18 protein-coding genes are annotated in these 20,099 nt (G+C 35.4%); 1 reads left to right on the forward strand and 17 read right to left on the reverse strand.

Going from position 1 to position 20,099, the window contains the following annotated elements:
- Positions 1-133: 133 nt before the first annotated feature.
- The 4 genes from T515_RS05455 to T515_RS05470 all read right to left on the reverse strand — a co-directional run bounded on the left by T515_RS05455 (position 134) and on the right by T515_RS05470 (position 4,200).
- The gene (locus T515_RS05455; RefSeq protein ID WP_036608532.1) at positions 134-1,690 is read right to left on the reverse strand and encodes an alanine/glycine:cation symporter family protein; all 1,557 of its coding nucleotides are present in this window, start codon (positions 1,688-1,690) and stop codon (positions 134-136) included.
- 150 nt (positions 1,691-1,840) lie between these two features.
- Entirely contained in the window at positions 1,841-2,749 is a 909-nt protein-coding gene (locus tag T515_RS05460; RefSeq protein ID WP_155988280.1) for a hypothetical protein, read from the reverse strand.
- A gap of 15 nt (positions 2,750-2,764) precedes the next feature.
- The gene (locus tag T515_RS05465; protein ID WP_051671462.1) at positions 2,765-3,472 is read right to left on the reverse strand and encodes a CpsD/CapB family tyrosine-protein kinase; all 708 of its coding nucleotides are present in this window, start codon (positions 3,470-3,472) and stop codon (positions 2,765-2,767) included.
- Positions 3,473-3,489: 17 nt separating this feature from the next.
- Positions 3,490-4,200 (reverse strand): Wzz/FepE/Etk N-terminal domain-containing protein, encoded by a 711-nt coding sequence (locus T515_RS05470; protein WP_036608538.1) that lies wholly within the window; start codon positions 4,198-4,200, stop codon positions 3,490-3,492.
- A 257-nt stretch (positions 4,201-4,457) separates the two neighbouring features.
- Between T515_RS05470 and T515_RS05475 the strand changes: the two genes are divergently transcribed.
- The gene (locus T515_RS05475) at positions 4,458-5,984 is read left to right on the forward strand and encodes a hypothetical protein (RefSeq protein ID WP_036608541.1); all 1,527 of its coding nucleotides are present in this window, start codon (positions 4,458-4,460) and stop codon (positions 5,982-5,984) included.
- An 85-nt stretch (positions 5,985-6,069) separates the two neighbouring features.
- Here T515_RS05475 and T515_RS05480 read toward each other — a convergent pair whose 3' ends face one another.
- The 13 genes from T515_RS05480 to T515_RS17935 all read right to left on the reverse strand — a co-directional run bounded on the left by T515_RS05480 (position 6,070) and on the right by T515_RS17935 (position 20,045).
- Entirely contained in the window at positions 6,070-7,050 is a 981-nt protein-coding gene (locus T515_RS05480; RefSeq protein ID WP_036608544.1) for a glycosyltransferase, read from the reverse strand.
- Between the two features lie 45 nt (positions 7,051-7,095).
- Positions 7,096-8,637: an oligosaccharide flippase family protein gene (locus T515_RS05485; protein ID WP_036608546.1), complete on the reverse strand. Its 1,542-nt coding sequence runs from the start codon at positions 8,635-8,637 to the stop codon at positions 7,096-7,098.
- A gap of 1 nt (position 8,638) precedes the next feature.
- The gene (locus T515_RS05490) at positions 8,639-9,871 is read right to left on the reverse strand and encodes an O-antigen ligase family protein (RefSeq protein ID WP_036608548.1); all 1,233 of its coding nucleotides are present in this window, start codon (positions 9,869-9,871) and stop codon (positions 8,639-8,641) included.
- Positions 9,864-10,907 carry a glycosyltransferase family 2 protein gene (locus T515_RS05495; RefSeq protein WP_036608550.1) on the reverse strand — a complete coding sequence of 348 codons (1,044 nt, stop codon included), beginning with the start codon at positions 10,905-10,907 and terminating at the stop codon, positions 9,864-9,866. The genes T515_RS05490 and T515_RS05495 overlap by 8 nt, the downstream gene beginning before the upstream one ends.
- Positions 10,908-10,939: 32 nt before the next feature.
- Positions 10,940-12,136, reverse strand: coding sequence for a glycosyltransferase (locus tag T515_RS05500; protein WP_051671463.1), 1,197 nt, complete (start codon positions 12,134-12,136; stop codon positions 10,940-10,942).
- A 66-nt stretch (positions 12,137-12,202) separates the two neighbouring features.
- A complete protein-coding gene (locus tag T515_RS05505) occupies positions 12,203-13,252 on the reverse strand; it encodes a glycosyltransferase (protein WP_051671464.1) in 1,050 nt (349 codons plus the stop codon).
- Between the two features lie 107 nt (positions 13,253-13,359).
- Positions 13,360-14,370, reverse strand: a complete 1,011-nt coding sequence (locus tag T515_RS05510; protein ID WP_197026396.1) for a stealth family protein — start codon at positions 14,368-14,370, stop codon at positions 13,360-13,362.
- Positions 14,371-14,383: 13 nt separating this feature from the next.
- Entirely contained in the window at positions 14,384-15,367 is a 984-nt protein-coding gene (locus T515_RS16440; RefSeq protein ID WP_051671466.1) for a DUF6625 family protein, read from the reverse strand.
- A 46-nt stretch (positions 15,368-15,413) separates the two neighbouring features.
- Positions 15,414-15,728: a hypothetical protein gene (locus T515_RS05520; protein WP_036608552.1), complete on the reverse strand. Its 315-nt coding sequence runs from the start codon at positions 15,726-15,728 to the stop codon at positions 15,414-15,416.
- 123 nt (positions 15,729-15,851) lie between these two features.
- Positions 15,852-16,370: a glycosyltransferase family 2 protein gene (locus tag T515_RS05525; RefSeq protein ID WP_051671467.1), complete on the reverse strand. Its 519-nt coding sequence runs from the start codon at positions 16,368-16,370 to the stop codon at positions 15,852-15,854.
- 232 nt (positions 16,371-16,602) lie between these two features.
- Entirely contained in the window at positions 16,603-17,637 is a 1,035-nt protein-coding gene (locus T515_RS16445) for a glycosyltransferase family 2 protein (protein WP_051671468.1), read from the reverse strand.
- Between the two features lie 20 nt (positions 17,638-17,657).
- On the reverse strand, positions 17,658-18,821 hold the full coding sequence (locus tag T515_RS05535; protein ID WP_036608554.1) for a CDP-glycerol glycerophosphotransferase family protein: 1,164 nt from the start codon (positions 18,819-18,821) through the stop codon (positions 17,658-17,660).
- A 42-nt stretch (positions 18,822-18,863) separates the two neighbouring features.
- On the reverse strand, positions 18,864-20,045 hold the full coding sequence (locus T515_RS17935; protein ID WP_036608662.1) for a radical SAM protein: 1,182 nt from the start codon (positions 20,043-20,045) through the stop codon (positions 18,864-18,866).
- Positions 20,046-20,099 lie beyond the last annotated feature (54 nt).

The raw sequence follows: 20,099 nt of genomic DNA on the forward strand, positions 1-20,099 counted from the left end.
CTCTCTAAACCCCAAAGACTTTATCCTGGATTACTTCTTTATATAATGTAAAAACTCCCTTCAGCATCTGGTGCCGAAGGGAGTTTTTATACTGTCAGGAATCCTTCATCAGCGGAATTCCAAATGTTTTTATTTATGCAGAAATGCTTTTGTCAGTTGCTTCCGCTGCTTTTTCATCCCATACAGGAACATCGATTCCTATTACCTGTGATGTAAAAGGTGTACCATCATTCTTTTCAAAATGCTCCTGCGCCTTCTTTACATACTTAAATCCAATGTATAAAAGCGGAATGTTGCAGTATGCGATCAGTATATTGGCGAAATCCGAGAGATCCCAAAGTGCTCCCAGATCCAGTCCAACGATGGATGTAAGCATTCCGAAACAGATAACTGCAATGTCTATAAGTCTTATGGCATTGATAAAAACTCTGCTGCGGCTTATTCTGTTTGCACATATCTCGGAGAAGGACATGAATCCAAGGAGGCATGTGAAAGCAAAAAGTCCGAAACAAAGTGAAACAAGCAGTGTCACTACACTGTTAAAACCGGTTCCCGGAGTCAGCTCCTCAACGGATGCAAGGTACTTAGGAAGCTTTCCGAGCTCCATCCATGCAGCGCCGTTCTCCGTAAGCCAAGCGCGGCCCATAATAACTACAAATCCGGTAAGAGTACAGATAACTATAGTATCCAGGAAAACACCGATGGCCTGAACGCAGCCCTGATCACACGGATGTGCGGCATCTGATGCAGCTGCCGGCATGGTGATGGTGCCCTGACCTGCTTCATTGGACATGAGGCCCCTCTTTACACCCTGCATAAGAGCTGTTCCGAAGGCGCCTCCGAATACAGCCTCAGGTTTAAATGCCTCTGTGAAGATAGCATAGAAAAACCATGGGATTCTTGAAAAATTAATGAGCACAAGAAGAACTACCGTAATGACATAAACTATAGCCATTATCGGAACAAGTACATCTGTAACCCTGGAGATCTTCTTTGTACCGCCAAAGGATACCGCACAGGTACAAATGATAACTGCCGCAAATCCTACCCAATATACCGCATGTGTTGTGGGAAGCTCTGTGCCGCTTATGATGCTTGCTATCTGTCCCATGGCCGATACCGTATTAAAGCCCTGTGCAGGGAAACAGAGTATGGCATATATGATGTACATAATGGAAAGAATAACACCAACTAGAGCAGAGTTTCTAAGCAGTCTTCTTCCGTAGAAGGACATGCCGCCCAGATACTCATCGTTCTTTTTCTCTTTGAAGATCTGGGATAATGTTGACTCAACAAAGGCTGTGGCCATACCGAAGAATGCCGATATCCACATCCAGAGGAGCGCTCCGGGTCCTCCCACAGATACCGCACCTGTTACGCCAAGGATATTTCCCGGACCAACACGCATAGCTGTTGAAAGGAAAAATGAAGCCAGCGGTGTGATGCCTGTTTTTGCTTTGCTGTTTTTCAGCACCTGAATTCCGTACTTAAACTTTCTAAGCTGAATGAATCTCAGATTAGCCGAGAAATAGATACCCGAACCAATGAGCAGAATGATAGCCAGGGAAAAATTTCCCAGGACCGGAATGCCGGAATACCATTCAAAGTTTGTCGGGAAGTCCCAGAACAAATCAGATACAGTCTGGATTCTGCTGCAGACCGCAGTAATAAAAGCCAATAACCCTTCCATACATAATCCCCCTTGTGATTATTTAGTACTTGGAGCCGAATGTACTTACGTACTGACTCCGGGATACAAAAGTCATCGAGTCTGTAATAGCAGCTCTTAAAATATGCACTCTTTGACTATATTTAAGATTATAATCCTGTATTTATTCTTTTACCTCTTTTTTATATAAAGAAAGATTATCATGGACGCCATGACAAAAGCCATCAGAGAAATCACCCTTCCAAGCATTCGAAAAGATCCTCTTTCAGTTGATCGGGGAATCCATGACTCTTTTTCCTCGCTTACATTTACAATATAATCTCCAAGTTCCGATTCAACATGCTCTCCATAAATTCCGGTATAGGAAAGCAGGATGGAAATTTTCTGCTCACCGGACTCTGTAAATACTATGCTAAAATCTTTTGCGTATGATTTTCCGGCAGCAATTGAATCAAGATTGATCTTTTTACTTTCTTCGCTTACATTGCCTTTAACGAAAACTGTTGCATCATTTATACTGTTCGTTCCGGTATTTGCGTAAACTATGCTAAGCAAGGATTTACTGTTTACTTTGGCTTGTGCGCTGACATCAACCGAACTGACTGAGACGGTATCATTATTCCGAATCGGTAATATCAATGATGATGAATTTGAGACTCTGGTACCATTGTTCTCATAAGTGATGCTGCAATTGAATTCAACATAATCATCAATCAGTCTGGAACTGACGGAAAGCGGTATTTTTACTGTGGTTCTACCGTCAGCCTCCAGTGTGCCTATAAAGAACTGATTGTCATTTCCATACAAGGGATATATCAGCCCGGAATTACTTGAAACACTCAAAATGATATTTTTTGCCGCCGAGTCGACATTGACATTGTGCAGAACCAGCAAAACTGTAGCATCCTTACCGGCCTCAAGATACTCCTCCTCAAGGCTATAGCTTTCAACTTCAACCACCGAATTAAAGGATAATGTTTTACTTTCCTCAGCATATGACACACCGCTATAGTTGAAAATAAAAAGCATCACCATCATACAGCTGATGCAAATATTAATAAGTGTTTTGGTTTTGTTCATAGAACCCATTACCCCTTAGCTTTTTTGCTTCCTGATCTTTCCGGCATATCTCTCGTTTTGGAAATAGTCATAGTCTGCATGAGTTGCAACATACTGTTCCATATCCGTCTTATTGATAATTGTTCCAATAAGGTTTGCCTTAACCTCTGTAAGTGCATTGGCAGCCTCAACCAGCCCCTTTTTTGAAGTCTTACCTATGGATGATACTAAAATAGCCGCATCGACATTTACCGCCATTACTTTTGCATCCATGGCAGCATTTACTGCAGGCATATCATATATGATGTAGTCAAAACTCCCTGCAAGTTCATCTCTGACTTCATTCATTTTCCCTGCGCACAGGAGTCGGACAGGGTTATCAATCTGCTCACCACAGGGTATATATGAAAGATTATCTGTCGTGGTTTCATACATAACCTTATCCAAAGAAGTTTTCCCCATGAGATAATCCGAAAGACCAAGGGATGCATTTTCATTTAACCGTTTAAAACCATTCTTCTTTCTCATATCACCGTCTATGAGAACTGTTTTCCATCCGGAATCGGCAATAGCAGCAGCAAGGGTTATGGCTACAGTTGTGGTGCCATCACCTGCCTCGCATCCGCAGATAACAAAGCTTTTATAGCCTTTCTGCTTTTTTATAATATGCAAATTCATAACCGCCTGATCAAAAGCATCGTTCAGTACGAAGTTTTCATTCTTATAAATAGGTAATTTTTCCAATGTTTAAATCTCCTGATTTATTCTTTGTAATCCGGAATAACACCAATTACGGGAATCTGCCCCCGTATCGTTGCCTCTCTGACTGTTCTGACCTTTCTGTCAAATACCTCGCAGGAAACTACTATCAAACAGGATAGAGCAAACCCAATGAGCATGAATGTTATTCTCTTTTTCCATGCTTCAATTTCTGCATTATGAGACAGTTCTCCTCTTTCTGCATTATCCAGACTTTTAACTGCGTCAGACTTGAGAATATTAGACATTTCAATAATATATGATTCTGCAGCAGCATCTGCCATTTCTCTGGACAGTTCCGGATCATCCGTTGTAGCATACAATGTTATGATTGTAGCTGAATTTGTCATAAAATTTGTAACAGATGATCCACCGCTTTTGGCTGAAGAAGCTGCTGTCAAGGCCTTACGTACATCCTGGGCATCTATATCATTACGTCCAAGAAGCAAAGCCGCTCTCTGACTCACCTTATATGATGTAGCCACATCAAGATATGCATTCATTACTGTAACCGCATTTGATGCATCTGTGTAAGAACCATCTGCCGCAGCATAAACAGTAGCTACAGACGTATATTTGTCCCTGCCAACATCAAGTGTCAGTCCCAGCCCTATTATAAAAAAGAGAACTGTGATAATAGCAATAAACCAAATTTTCGCAATTAATGTCCTGATGCATCTGAATACATCGATTTCTAGTTCATTTTTAAACATTTTTCTTCCCTTATATTTCTTAAACAGATAGAAAATTAACTTAATTTTAACACTATTGGCCTTAACTGTATATCCTAAGAATTAATACATTTCAGGAAAGCCTGAGATAAAGCTCATTTCAGGATAGTCACTAAAGCTGTTTTGTTCTCATATGGTTTTCAATCAATATCCGGCTTTTACAAAGTCCGGAAATTATTATAGAATTAAATATCAAAGTAAGTATATATTATTTTTAATCAGGAGGAATCTTATCGTTTATGAACAGTAATAGCAGGTATGGCAAGGTAACGTATCTATTTTTTTTGACACTATGTCTGCTTTTCGTTGGTATTCTTTCCTGTAACGTCATGGATGTACAAGCCGGACCAAGGGACTATAAAGCCACTTATTCAAATATAGAAGAACTAAAAAGCGCTTCAGTCAAATCCGGAAATCTGGTTTCTACCAAAGGATTTACTACAACAGATGACTTTGGCGGAGCAAAGTATGTAATCAGTTCCAAACCTTTATTTTCTATAGACACTAATATGTCCATAGCCTTAGATAATGGATTATATGCAAATCTGCTATTTGAAAAATCATCAATATTGAATGTAGCCTGTTTTGGCATACAGCCGGATACTATTATTTCCAGGCCTTTAAACTCTGTGTTGAAGGCCATAAACCATAAAGTATCAGGAATCAGATTTAACAGTGGTTCATATTATGTCGATAAAAGCATCTACCTTGCATCTATAGATTATTATGGTACAGATCAGACCTCTTTTTATGTCACACCAGATTTTTCAACTGATTTTTTTGGAATATTCACCACAGACCCGAATGAGCATGAAATAAATCTTTCTTTTAATAATATCAGATTTTATTATACTCCCGGAGAAGAAAGCGTAAGATATGGCAGGCAAACATGTCTTGTGTATCTGCAAAATGTACGTAAATGTACTGTGAAGAATTGCTGCTTCTATTCAGATAATTTACCTGAATCTGCTTTTACTCCATCAGATCTGTTTTGGATCAAATCAGATTCATTAAGTTCATTGACAGTCACAAAATCCACATTTGTTAATGAATCAGGAAATCATTTCTCAGGTACCGATCATTTTATAGGCGGATGTTTATGGGTTTCGGGTATCAGTAAAACGTCCCCGAATGTTTTCAACAACATTAATATCTCGAAATGCAGTTTCTATACATCTGTTACTGATGAAGCAATTGCCTTTTGGAACGGAAAGTTTGCAAACATTACAATCAATGATTCCGATTTTAAGTATGACGGACGTATAGTAAATGATAATATAATAGCATTCCACTATGGAGCTTTTCCAAATTCCATTATCAAGAATAATACTTTTACAATTGAAGGAAAGAGCACTCGTCTCATAAAGTTTCTGGACCTGCAAGGTAAGTCAACATTTGACGTAAAGAATAATACATTCACAATTGATAATAATAACATTGACAAATATAAAGCATATGAAATAATTCAATTCATAGATGACAATGTAACCGACAGCACGCTTCATGTTTCATCAAACAAAGTTTATGGAGCTGAAAATGCCTCATATGAATCCTTTATAACTTTAAAAAATGTATCAAAAAAGAAAGTTTATATTGATAAAAACACAAATGATTTAGAACTGACAACTGGATTTATAAACGTGTCAAAAACTTCTGATACGGTTATAAATGCTTCAAATAATAGTATTAATAATACTAAAGCATTATATTGTCCGGATAAGTATTCTTCTATTGATTATCGATTTACAGAGAATAACATAATGTGAATGTCAAGAAGTCTCTCTCCCACTTTTATACAGGCATAAGTGGGAATAGACTTATGACATTTATACCATACTATGACTTTATGGATCACATAGATAAGGAATTAACAATTATTTTTCCGGTATTTGTGCCCAAAGCCTCAAAAGAATACTTTTCTTCAAAAAAAATACGGGATTTAAGGCACATTTCATTATATAATTCAGTGTTGTTTGATAAGACATCTAAACACTTCAACAGACTATCCTTTTCTTTTTCAATTATGAATCCATTTTGTCCATTACAAATATATTCATCTATTGTTTTTGACGAAGTAACAATAATTGGTTTAGCAAACATCATTGCCTGTATAAACACTGTCTGTCCGGCAGATATATTTACATCCTTCAGTGGTACAATTACCACGAAGCTTTTTTCTATCAACTTATAAAGATCTTCTCCATATTTGACATCATGCCTGATTTCGCAATTATCATTTCCCTCTCCGTTATATGTCCGGTCGGCAATGATCGCTTTATAATCTGTGTTTTTCAGAGCATCCTCTAAAAAAGCATGGTCCCTGTTGCTTCTGCCTGCATCCAGAATATAACCTTCATTATGTACCTGATGATCACCATTTCTATAGCGTTGGTCCCCAAGACCTAATAATGTTGAAACGATCTTTCCTTTTGGAGCACTAAACATGTCACCATAGTATTTCACCTCATACTTTGAATAGCATATTATTCTCATAACATGTTTTGAATGCACAGTTTTATTATAAAGAATATATTTAAGCTTTCCTTTGATACCTTGCAGCGGCTTATATATAAAAGTAAGAATGAAAACTTTAGGTCCTTTTTTTACATGGAATAACTCGCAGAAATTTGCATAAAATATCCCCTGTCTCTGCTGCCAAAACACAATCTTATCGTATTTTTTACGATGAATAAACAATTTCCAAATAAACAACAGTTCATTTTCACCCTTAGGTAATCCTAATACTTCCCAGCTTTCCCCTGTGGTTTCAATAATGCGTTCAGCAAATATATCATTTTTTCTTTCAGGAAAATCATAGACGATTACATTCATTTTAAATTCTCCACGATAGCGCCTAAAGCTGATAAATTTAATATTTCACATTTTGGGTTTTAAATTCGCAAAAGCCCTTAACAATAATTCTTTTCCCATTTTGAATTCCCGGGTTTTAAAAAATAGCAGACCGAATATTATATTAGGCAAAACCATACAAATCAACAGTCTTAAAAATAACACCATCCAATCGTTTTTGACATTAATAAAGCTGCACACAGTAAATGTAACTGCTGCACAAAAAACAGTAGTGACGAAATATTTTATCAATTTTAATAAATATTCATTTCTGTATTCATGATCAAAAAATACACTAAATAAGTTATGAATCAGCCAGGGCATTTCAACAAATAATATTGAAAAGACTGTAGATAAAAGCACCCCATACAGTCCCCAGTAATTCACTAAAATTAAATTTAATACCAAATTTACAATTGCTGCAGTTAACGGTCTAAATCTATCCTCATGCCATAACCCGGCTGAATCTTTATATACATTAAGCAATCTGTTTATTTCATAAAAATAAAAATAAAAGCAAAGAATCACTACGAACGACATACTGAGCATTAACTCTTCACCAACCCATATTTTTATAAAAGGCTGTAATAAGCACAAGAAACAATTTGTGCAAAATCCGATAAGCCAATGGAACAGAAATGTTATTTTCTTACAATCCTTAAATATTTTTTCTTTAGTATCTACGACAAAGCTATTACCCAACCCAGCCATCATGGATGTAAAAATAATCTGAACTATCCCTATAATTGCAGTGATTAAATAAAAATAGTTTTGATATACAGCCAAAGCAGTCAATCCCAAAAATGAAGATATTACGATAGTATCAGCAGAATTCAATACTACTCCTCCGACTTTTGAAGTAAACAGGTCTCTTATTCTGCAGTTTATGTCTTTGACCTGTTTCTTTTCCAATTTGCCCTTGGCTTCATAATTTGGGAACTTTCGTGATACATAAAACGATATAAAAATATTATTAACGACCCTACCTAAGATATGCATTAAAACATATAAATAATAGTTTTTAAAATACACAATTACGATTATTTGAAGAATTGCTTTAACAGTGGTAGCGACCAACGAGATCAGGCTGATGATGTCTACCCTCTGATGTGCCTGCAATAAACAATTCTTATATGCAAATAACCAATAACTCAATACTGTTGAACAAAGGTTCATTGAGTAAAGTATATATACATTAATGTCATTTGGGACATCCCCTTTTATTAGTGATCTGATAAACGGTAAAAGTATAAGACCAATACCGCCAATAACAGCACCAATAATCCTGTAATATATCTTGTAAAGTCTCATCAAAGCACAGATCTCTTCAGTATTATCTTCGCTAATAGGTTTGTACATGCTAAATACCATAGCATTACCAACACCTAGCTCAGCAAGATTGAGGACCGATAATATAGATGTAAACAAGCTGTTCAGACCAAGATACTGAACTCCGAGAAAATAAATCATTATTGTTCTCATAATGAAAGGAACAACTGTTTGATGTGTTCTGAGTATCAGTCCGGTAAGGATCCCTTTAGTGGCATTTTTTGTTCTTTCAATCTTCATTTTATATACACTCTGTTATTTGTGAATAATTGGATATGCAGGAAAGCAAAAAAAGAAACATAAAAAAATTGTAATTTAATGTGATCTCACCAATTCCCAGTAATACATATGTATATAATAATACCACAATTGGTAAAATCACAGATTTGTTGTTACATTTGTCAATTCTTGAGAAATAACTCATAATCCACAACAGCATAGCGGTTATAGGCACAACACCAATCTGAAGAACCCATTGTAAAACAAGGTTCTGTGCATCTGCTGCGCCAAAATTACTCATTGAAACAGAATAAGCTTTCCCCAGTCCATATCCCCAAAACCAATGACCGTTCATTGTTGGAATAAACAACATAAAAATAATCAATCTTCCTGTAAGGGTTACATCTCGTTTTAGTGTGTTAACAATAAAGTTAGTCACAACAGGCAGATTTACTATTGCTTGTAATATTAACAAAATAAAAGCGGCAGCCAATAAAGTAATCATAAACGTATACTTGCTGTAAAGAAATTTTTTTACGCCATCATTTCCATATTGTAACAAAGAAAACAATGCAGCAAACACAACAGATCCTATCACCCCTGTACTGCAATCAACATAAACTGATATGGCAAGCACGGCCGCTAAAGCAATATAAGTCAAGCATACTCTTTTTTTGTCAAATCTATTCTCCAATATTTCATTTGTTGTTAATAATGTCACAGTGTTCAAATGTAAATATACAACATCAAATTTAGTACCTATAACATACTTCTTTAAAATACTATATCTTGATTTGGTGAAAGAAATCAAACCGGTAATATCCACAAAATCATTAATAAAACACATAATAATGCAGAACATAAAAAGAATACGAACACAATACTTTGTTCTGTTTTCCTTTTTTGCAACAATCATCAGAATAAGAATTTCAACGATATATACACTCATTCTGATAACGCCTCCGCTGCTACCTACCTTACCTCCAAAAATCCAGCCAAAAATAATCGATGCTATAAACAAGACAGATGAAAAAATACAAAAGCCATATTTATCTGTATCAATGTATGAAAATACCTCATTGAGCAAGCCTGAACAGCACAATGCTGCAGTCCATAGTGAATACACTCGGATTTTAGGCATGAAACTCAAAGAAGTCGTTGACGATTCCATAACTGTATAAATCGTTAAGCAAAAAAATGCAAAATAGAACAATATTGATTTGATTTTAATTGGAATATATATTTCATCAACCATATATACATTTTTCCTTTTGAATTCTCTTTGTAGATTTATACTGTATATATACTAATGGAAAAATAATATTTGCTTTCATAAGCTTATATCGTAACTGTATCATCCTTGGTTCATTGCTGTAATCTACTCTTTTTATTGCCTTTCTAAATTGCCTTGACGAAAACAATCGTTTACAATTATATAATCCTTTCCAAAATGAATGGTCTTTTGTTATAATCATTTCATTGGCAATACAAGTAGAATAACATCTCCATACATAAGATTTATAAATATATTTCTCATACTTATCAAAAGCGTTTGAGTTTTTAAAAAAAAGGCATAATTCCTTAACCAAATTCTGATATTGAGTTATAAGATCCGGACGATATCTGCCGGTTAAACTTCCGAGCCTATAATTGTAAAAATACAGAGCATCATCTATGACCAACATATTATTCGCATTAAAGAAAACCTCAGTATTAAAAAGGTAATCCTCGCTTCCAATAAGACGTTCAGAAACAAATACCAGCGATTTCGCTTTCAATAGTTCTCTTTTATACAAATAACTCCAGGCAGAAAAGATAAAATTGTTTGTTTTCTCGATGGCTAGTGGTAATAGTACATTATGTATGTCCTCTTTGCTATAAATACCGGGTGCAACGGTTGATACTTTTTTTATGCCCTGAGGCATTCTTGTGTACGAGAATTTTACAACATCCGGTTTTACCCCCTTAATACTATCAGCTAAAACTGATAAAGCATTGTTCTCTATCCAATCATCTGAATCTACAAAGAGAATGTACTCACCTTTGGCAAATTCCAGCCCTTTATTCCTTGCACTGGACAATCCTCCATTTTCTTTATGAATACATGAGATAACGGGGTTCTTTTCTGCAAAAAGATCCGCCATTTCAGAACAACCATCTGTGGATCCATCATCAACCAGAATTATTTCATAATCATCTCTATTCTGTGATAATAATGACTCAATACACCTGTTTAAATATTCTTTAACATTGTATATTGGTACAATTATACTAAATTGCAGATATTGCATAAGTTCTCCTTACATTTAAACCGGATTGAAGTTTATTCCTCCATGACATCCTGTATAAGGGCAATATATTTTTCAATCTCTCGTTCATTACTATTGGATTCTCTCGAAAGCTGTTGTGCTAATAATGAACAAAAATCCGGATTCTCAAGCATATATTGTAATCCATCTGCAACCGAATCTTCGTTAATTTCTACGATTTTCCCATTAACACCATCTGCTATGGAGCTTTTGACGGTTGCATAATTTGTTACAAGAATCGGTTTACATAATATTTTTGCTTCATCAAGAGCTATAGATTTCCCCTCAAATCTTGAAGACTGTACAAAAAAGGTGCATGAGGCAATGTATGGATATGGGTTCATTATAATACCGGGTAATTTAACAACATCCTCTAATCCATATTCTGCTATTAAACTTTCAAGTTCGGCTCTAAGGCCGCCGGCACCCAGAATATACCAGACAAAATCATATCCTCTTTCCTTTAGCTTTTTTGCAGAGGAAACAGCAATATCAAATCCCTTCTGAGCATTTAATCTCCCTATGGATAAAAGCCTTATCTTACTTTTGTTCCATAGTACGTCATTTATACTTTCCCCGGAAAGGGCTGTAATAGTCTCTTTTGATGAAATATTTTCTAAAACTCTGACTTTATTCTGATATTCAGGAAACACTTCCAAAAAGCTGTTGACACAGGAATCGGAAATAGTAACAATTCGATCGGCCTTATCATAATAAACTTTTTCAAATTCATTGTTGAAACCTATTTTTTGATAATCATTATGTATCCATAGAATTTTTTTCCCGGCTTTAACTTTTTCAATGACATAATAATTGGGAATTCCGTGCATATAGGAAATTGCGATATCATATTCTTTTTTTCTGCATGGAAGATATTTACCCCAATATTTCCATTTATACTCATCATACTTCAGGCCGGAACTCTCACACCCCGTTTTATGCATATTCCATCTTATTTGTCTGATAAGGTCATTAAATCCGGCAATTTTCTTTCGCCTGTCATTGAGCCCGGTCATAAGATTTTCCACATCAAAGTCATTTTCAATTACCTTAATACCCTCTGGAATATCCTTATATAATAATCCACGCGGACTCATTACCAGCAGATCTATCTTCCAATTATCCTTATCCAGATAATTCAAGAAGGATATCAAACTTTTTTCAGCACCTCCACAGCCCAGACCATGAATGACGATCAATACACTATACATGCGTTTTTCCAACCATTTCCTGTTTGTATTTTTATCTTCTTCCCAAAAGTCATATTATAAGTCAGCTTAACAGCCCTCGATTATGGTCTTCCATTTCTTACAAACTACCGAAGCATCCAATTGCTCGCGGATTTTTTTTGATTCATCCGAAAACTGTTTTCTCAGTTTTTCATTTTCCGCAAGCATAACCATATGATTAAACATATCATTTGCATGCCCAACTTTAGTAAGAAAACCATTTTCTCCATCGGTAATAAACATTCTTGCACCACCTACCGGACAGTCAGTACAAATAGCAGGAATGCCAATTGCAAGTGCTTCCAGCATCGAATTTGACATTCCCTCATAGTCCGAAGACGAAATATATATTTGTGCTTTTGACATTCTTTCATGCAAATCAGTAACATGTCCTTCAAAACTGACTTTATTTTCGATTCCTAATTCTTTAGCCTTATGTCTTAGTTCATACTCCAGTTTCCCTTCTCCGCATATTGAAAGCTTATAGTCGGGAAATTTCTTTACAAAAGCAGCAAAAGCTTCCAATAGTATGGAAAAATTCTTTTGCTTACTAAGTCTTCCCGCCGCAATTATTGTCTTCTCAGAATGTTTTTCATCCCACGTTGGCAGATTTGGCTTTATTGGGTTAGGAATCACTATTCCATGGTTACGGATGGTTTCATCAAAATACGCCTTTGCATCTTCAGTTTGAAACACTACTGCATCTGCATACTTATAAAGTATTTTAATAATTTTCAGTTCGGTTTTTGGCGTTCTATGCGGGTCATTTCTTAAACTGTAAATTTTTTTTATATTTCGCAGCCAAAATGCTCCTAGACATTCAGAATATATAAAGGACACCATTGTTTCAATACTATTATCCATCAGATACTCTTTTAGCACTTTTGCTCTTTTACATAATCTGAAAGGTTTAATAGTCCTTCCTATGTCTATATACTTATAGTGGATATCTTCCCGTAAAAAGTATTCTCTTTCTTTTGAATGTACTGCCAGAAAATATATTTCATTTCCGCATTCAGCTAAATAGTTTGCCAAAATGGTGGCTACTCTTTCGGAACCTCCTCCGGATGCTCCATGTGAAATAATTGCTATTCTCATAAATATTCTTATAACCCTTGATAGTATTTATATTGAAATCGCGTTGAAAAATAGTTTTAATATGTAATTTCAGTGTAAAACACCGAGACCATTTTATACAAAACTTATTACTTTTCAAAACTTGATTTGTCAGGAAGAATACACTCAAACGCATCTATAAGTTTTGATTGTATCATTCTGAAATCAAGCGTATCTATACTATCATTAAGACATACGGTTTTTCCTGTTTGATTCCTGATATATTCACCTGCACCATCTTCTATTCCGAGTTCAAATTTTTTACCCCATTTAGGAGACCTGGGAAAAAACTGCCCTTTACATATATACCAGTCTTTGATAAGCCAATGATTTATATCATTAATACTCCTGAATCTGTTTGAACTTCTTTTTCTCATTTCTTCAGGCTCTGCTTCCCATACTTCTTCAAAAATACTTTTTAGATGAGAAGCCGGTAAATGCATATCTCTAAAATCAGAAAAATATACAAACGGCAGCAATGCTATATTTCTTATTATATCCTTACCATACCTAATGGAAAAAAACTTGTTCTTATTCTTCAGTAATACCTCTTTTTTTGAAAAATGCTTATTTATAATTGCATTGTTATTAATGAGTATATGCGGAAAAACATCATTGATATTTTGTGAAGAAATCACACCCAAAAGAGCCGATTCACATGGTAATCCGTCAACGAAAAAATCTTTTGGATGTGTTGGCTTGATGATAAAGATATCATCATTAAAAAGCACAAAATGTTCAGAGAGTTCCTTAATATTATGCAAATGCATTTCAATTACGTTTGAATTAAAGGTTGGCAAAATATCTTTTGGAATATACTCATCGTGAGTAACTAATGATAATCTTGGATTAGATAAATCAATCCAATCAGGACATTGTCCACAAGTTACAAGAAAAATATGATTAACCCATGGCGCAAATTCTTCGACACCTCTAAACCAGTATTTCAATAATCCCATATCTCTGAATCTATTCGCTGTTGCAGAATTATCATGCTGATCAGTATCATATTTTTCTTTTTCCTCTAACCATTTCGGATCATTTCCATCCACCCACGTTAAAACAAAATCAATTTTTTCAGATGCTTCTATCTTGGACAATTCAATATCTCCCTCATTTTGATTCTGCAATCAATTTATCCCGATATTCCTTAACCTGCTTCCTTCTGGAATTTAACTGAATAATCTTAATTATCGAGTATCTCTTTAGTTGAGTTTTTAACCTTTTAACAAGCCATAAATAACGATACAGCCTTCCACCTGATGTATAGTCAAAAAGCTTATCTAAAGGTGTATCATCATTACAAATTATTTTTCCCGGAACAATACTCATCTTTTTTATAGGGTTCTCAATTGTTCCTCGTATGAAATCCATTTTTCTTTTGCAAACATGAAAATATAATAATTCATGTCTGACTCCATTATCATCGACAGAAAACAGATTACCTTGTTCCCAGATACCAATCGCCCTTCTTCCGTTACTTCCATAAAATACCGGCTTTCTTGGCTCCGCATTAATATAAACACTTCCATTATAATAGATCTTACATTTTTCACGGATCAGTTTAAGTTCCATTCCACGGTATTCATCGAAATAGCATGAATCTGTTGTTGTAAATGCTTCCTGATAATTATATTCGGGATACACTCCCTGAACTCGATATAACCTGTTCATATGCTCATTATTCTTAAATATCGAAGTATGCCCATCAATCAAAATCTTGTCATATTCTTCAATCATTTCATCGGTAATAAACTTTTGCATATTGCCATAGACAAGATCAATATCACAATACCCCCAGCCATCGTATCCTTTAAGGTCTTCTTTAAATATCTCACCATATGCGGGCCTGAAATCGCATAGTTTATATGGAGAAGAACATTCTATCTTAAAATCAAAGTTTTTTTGAATAATGTTGGTAAAATCCTTAAAAGGCATATGCTTAACAGTAATGTTTCCTTCACTGTTAATGTTTACGTTATCTGTAAAGAACCAGAACTCAAATTCAGGGTTATAAAGTGCCGAAGTCCACCATGCCATAAAACAATTAGGCAATTTTCCAAAATATGCTACAATAATCGCGATTCGTTTATTCATCTCTTTGTCAACTCAAAATACAGATCTATATAATTCACATGTATTACTATAAATATTTTAACCAGGGGTAGATAATCCTGAATGCAATAAATTTCAATTTCTTATTTATATCAAAGTATTTGTATAGTTTTCTTCCCTGCGCAACAGATATATCATATAGCCTTTTTGCCTCACCTAATATGTCCAGAGTTTTAGCCCTTTTGGTGTACTTTGCTATCTCTCCACAGGCAATCCCCCACTTTTTCACAGCAAATTGATATTTATTTTGGCGGATTAATTTTTCTGCAGTTATAAGCTTTGATTCAGGAGAACGCAAGGTATTCAAGCTAAGCTTTGACCTTGTGAGACTATTTCCAGTCATGGTCTGCCTGTTCACCAGATAATCTGTCACGTATATACCTTTACATTTTTCAAGAACATAAGCAAGTACAGCTTCATCTTCAGCACATCTGAACTCTGAGGGGAAACGAATTCCTTCCCATATTTATTTCTTATAAAGCTTCGCCCAACTTACGATAAATATGAAATATCCTCTTTTATCAAAGGATGCTGTCCAGTATTCGTCAACAGTGATAACTCTGTTTTTAACATTATCAGGCATGTGGCTGCTGCATAAGAAGCTACCGTCTTCTTTACATTTCTCAAAATCCACCACCACCATATCGACATCATTTTTACGCATGGCTTCAAGCAAAACTTTTAGACTGCCCGGAGTCATGACGTCATCATCGTCCAAAAAACATATATAATCACCGATGGCATTATCCAAACCTGTATTTCTGGCAACTGATAGACCAGCATTTTTCTGACGTATGACCCTGACATTTTCATGTAAAGCAGCGAAAGACTCACAGATTTCCTTGGAATGGTCTGTGCTTCCATCATCAATCAGAATGATTTCCGTCGAAACTTCTGTCTGATCCAGGATGCTTTTTACACATTTTTCTATAAATATTTCTCTATTATATACTGTGATAATTACTGAAATAGTCGGCTTAATCATATTTAAAATCATCTGTTTAATTCAATTCTTCATTCTACTATTACACTATTTTTTAAGGTCACAAAATCCGACTTACAGATGTCAATCTGGCCGTCTTATCTTGGATTGGATAAATCAACCCATTCCGGATACTGACCTCAAGTGACAAAAAGAATATGATTCACTCATGAAGCAAATTGATCCACACCTCTAAACCAGTATTTCAGCAATCCCATATCCATAAATCTGTTGATTATTTTGTTTTTTCCGTCATCATCCTTTTTATACATCCCCCAACCATCCTTATCCCTGAACAAAATGGTAAATAACGGAAGATTATTTTCATTTTTTCAAACAAAGACATACCTGGTTTAAAAGAATTAATAATAAGTAGTTTTTTTATATTTACAATATTTTTTTCCAAATATCTTTGATCATATATTTGACGAGACTTGTTCGCCTGAATCAATCGATCGTACCAAACTAAGACCTCTGGCGTTATAACCACATCGTGATAGTATCCCGTAGAATGCATATAATGAAAAATAACCTCTTCGTCTGTAACCTTACCCAATAAAACTGACAATAGCTTCTTCTGAGTATTTTGATCACATTTGATCTGTATATCTCTTTTTTCAACGGATATTTGTTTCTCATGTTTTCGGCGATACAGAAGAACTTTCTTTAATACATGAATTTTCCCATAGTGACTGAGTTCTTCCCACATCCCATAATCTTGGGCATAAATTAGTCTTTCATCATACGTTATATTGTTGTTACTAAGCGTTTCATGTCTGATCATTACAGTAGGATGAGCTGGCCCGGGGTTTTTAAAAAGAAGTTTAACATGATATTCTTTCATATTTTTATAACGAGGTATATATAAGTCACCAATCTTTTGACCCTCGCGATTTACAGATGCCATTCGAGAACCACATAGAACTACATCGTGGTGGTTTTCCATATAGAGAAATTCTTTTTCTAACCTTTCAGGCAATGAAATGTCATCTGCATCCATTCTTGCAATGTATTTCCCCCTAGCCTTCTTAATGCCTATGTTTAGTGACTTAGTTATTCCTAAGTTGATTTTATTTTTAATAATGCTTACTCTATTATCTTTGATATTACTTAAATATTCATAAGATCCATTATTCGATCCGTCATCAATTATTATAAACTCAAAATCATTAAAAGTCTGATTAAGAATACTGTCAACTGCTTCCTTCAATACTGATATCTCTGTATTATATGTTGCCATTATTACACTAATGCTTATCTGATAATCCATGAGATCCCTCTCCAAATATATCATAAATCAAAAGTACTAATGATCTCCCGATATATTCTTTCACAGTTGTTGGTGTCGTGAAGCGGGAAAAAGCCTTTGATTCGCTCATAATATTTCTGCTTGATCTGAAAACCGTATGATACATACTGTTCTATATAGGTCAGCAGTTCTGTCTCTTCATCTACGCATTCACCAAAACCCATTTGACGATAGTCAAAATATCCGTGTCCAACGTGTTTTTGGAATACTTCTTCATAATCAAATTGATAGTATAATACCGGTTTATTCATATAAGCGAAGTCAAAATTTACGCTGGAATAATCTGTTATTAACAAAGCGCATTCTTTAAGCAGCGAGTGTACTTCATATTCTATGTTATTAGCAATTATTATTCTTTTATTTGGAGAAGAAAAAACGTCAAGAAATCTCTGTATCTTCTCGTGCGGATAAAAAATAATACTTATATCATATTTTTCAGCTATTTCTGATAATAAAGGATTATTTAAAAGCCCATTCCATCTTTCATAGTATTCACTTTGTGAAAACTCATTAATCGATTGATTCGCAAACCACCTTCGCCATGTCGGCATGATCAGTACTTTTCTTTTGATCATGAAATTATGTAATGAATCAAATCTGGCCAAACCGGTATATCGCACTTCTCCGCGGTTATAATGATAGTTCTTTGAAACAAAATCATATTCCGGTTTTGCACCACATATAAAAAGATCAAAATCAGCCCTTTCTTTATAATACATAGGTAACGCATTCGCAATAATACCATGTTGTAAAAAAATAACTTTTTGATTATTGGATTTTTTTATCTCTTGTGCGATACGTCTGTTTCCACTTGGAAAAATAATCCTATGAGCATCCAATATCACAGCTGCACTGATATATAACATCCAGTAATTAATTGAACCTATAAAAGCAATTTTCCCAACCCTCTCTATTTTGTTTATGTCAGCAGAATCACGTGTTATTACATACCACACATCAATCTCCGGGTGATGTTTTCTCAGATATAGAAACATGTGATAGCCATTATCTCGGGCATCATATCCTCGTTCGACTACAAGCCAGATTTTTTTTCCTTTGTATCTGATCTTTGATATTGGAGTAAGAATCGCAGTTATTATTTTTGCCAATATATACACAAAAACACTATCTCTGTTCTTTATCATGCTGCACTCCATTTCATAAACATTGATTTGGTCAATAATCCTTTAATTCAACTCATCACTCATCTGAGCGGCAATATCTGCGTCGACGATTTCTTCTCCGGTTCTGCTCTTCAGCTGTTCCTGAGATGCCTCGGAGAGTCCATTGTTGACTTCTGCACACATATCACAGGTGCTGCACTTGTCCAGTTCCTCCTTGGTAACTCTTCCGGCCTCCAGGTCACGGACGATCTTGTTCTCATACATACTGTATTTCTTCTTTGTCCAGAACTTAGCTTTGTGGCAGATAATCCACAGGAGCGGAACCCAGATATATTTGTGCATGGCAGGAGATACTGAGCCAATCATCCAACAGTCTCTGTCACAGCTGCGGACCTTCTTTCGAACCTTTTCTGCTTCAGGTGAATTCCAAAGCTCATCCCAGCTTTGATCATTGAGATTACCCATAACCTCTTTGTCTCTGGTTCCGTTACAAGGCATCACATCACCATAAGGATCGATAAAAAATGTGTCAAAGGACATATCACATGGCAAAAGCCTCTTCTGACCAAATATATAATTTATGAGACCATGATTAAAGTATGCTCTGAACCACTTCTTCGGACTATTACTGGAAAGAAGCTCATTTATCAATTTCTCGAAGTTCTCTGCAACCATAAGACGGTCTTTGATGATATTTTTGGCTTCAACAAAGTAAAAGCTGTTGTGAAGAGATGCTGTTGCAAATTCCATACCCATATCATCCGATAGTCTGTAAAGCGGAACCAGGTCCGGAGCATTCCTGTCCTGAACCGTCATGCCAAACCCCACATCCTTCATCCCCATACTCCGTAGGGTTTTAAGGGTCTGATATCCCCTTTGAAATCCATTCTCAAGACCTCTTATTTCATTATTGGTATCCTCAAGACCTTCTATAGAGATACGGATACCGACATTGGGAAACTCTTTGCAAAGATCAACAATGCGATCTGTAAAGAAACCATTTGTAGATATAACTATCCTGTCTGATATTTTATCCAGTTCACGAACTATATCCTTGATATCAGTCCTGATAAAGGGCTCACCACCGGTCACGTTGGTAAAATACATTCTGGGAAGTTTTTTTATAGTTTCAATCGAGATCTCTTCCTCAGGCTTGCTCGGTGCCTTATATCTGTTGCACATAGAGCAACGGGCGTTGCATCTGTAGGTTATGATCACTGTTCCGTTAAGTTTCTTCTCTCCCATCAAATCTCCTCTGTAAAGGCATTTTTCACCTTTTATTTCTGACATACAGACACA

Source organism: Oribacterium sp. P6A1, from assembly GCF_000702885.1.
Classification (GTDB): Bacteria; Bacillota; Clostridia; order Lachnospirales; family Lachnospiraceae; genus Oribacterium.

Excerpts from the sequence above, each read along its gene's own strand:
- T515_RS05455 (WP_036608532.1), bottom strand. The coding sequence starts at position 1,690 with ATGGAAGGGTTATTGGCTTTTATTACTGCGGTCTGCAGCAGAATCCAG.
- T515_RS05460 (WP_155988280.1), bottom strand. The coding sequence starts at position 2,749 with ATGAACAAAACCAAAACACTTATTAATATTTGCATCAGCTGTATGATG.
- T515_RS05470 (WP_036608538.1), bottom strand. The coding sequence starts at position 4,200 with ATGTTTAAAAATGAACTAGAAATCGATGTATTCAGATGCATCAGGACA.
- T515_RS05475 (WP_036608541.1), top strand. The coding sequence starts at position 4,458 with ATGAACAGTAATAGCAGGTATGGCAAGGTAACGTATCTATTTTTTTTG.
- T515_RS05480 (WP_036608544.1), bottom strand. The coding sequence starts at position 7,050 with ATGAATGTAATCGTCTATGATTTTCCTGAAAGAAAAAATGATATATTT.
- T515_RS05485 (WP_036608546.1), bottom strand. The coding sequence starts at position 8,637 with ATGAAGATTGAAAGAACAAAAAATGCCACTAAAGGGATCCTTACCGGA.
- T515_RS05490 (WP_036608548.1), bottom strand. The coding sequence starts at position 9,871 with ATGGTTGATGAAATATATATTCCAATTAAAATCAAATCAATATTGTTC.
- T515_RS05495 (WP_036608550.1), bottom strand. The coding sequence starts at position 10,907 with ATGCAATATCTGCAATTTAGTATAATTGTACCAATATACAATGTTAAA.
- T515_RS05500 (WP_051671463.1), bottom strand. The coding sequence starts at position 12,136 with ATGTATAGTGTATTGATCGTCATTCATGGTCTGGGCTGTGGAGGTGCT.
- T515_RS05505 (WP_051671464.1), bottom strand. The coding sequence starts at position 13,252 with ATGAGAATAGCAATTATTTCACATGGAGCATCCGGAGGAGGTTCCGAA.
- T515_RS16440 (WP_051671466.1), bottom strand. The coding sequence starts at position 15,367 with ATGAATAAACGAATCGCGATTATTGTAGCATATTTTGGAAAATTGCCT.
- T515_RS05520 (WP_036608552.1), bottom strand. The coding sequence starts at position 15,728 with ATGACTGGAAATAGTCTCACAAGGTCAAAGCTTAGCTTGAATACCTTG.
- T515_RS05525 (WP_051671467.1), bottom strand. The coding sequence starts at position 16,370 with ATGATTAAGCCGACTATTTCAGTAATTATCACAGTATATAATAGAGAA.
- T515_RS16445 (WP_051671468.1), bottom strand. The coding sequence starts at position 17,637 with ATGGATTATCAGATAAGCATTAGTGTAATAATGGCAACATATAATACA.
- T515_RS05535 (WP_036608554.1), bottom strand. The coding sequence starts at position 18,821 with ATGATAAAGAACAGAGATAGTGTTTTTGTGTATATATTGGCAAAAATA.
- T515_RS17935 (WP_036608662.1), bottom strand. The coding sequence starts at position 20,045 with ATGGGAGAGAAGAAACTTAACGGAACAGTGATCATAACCTACAGATGC.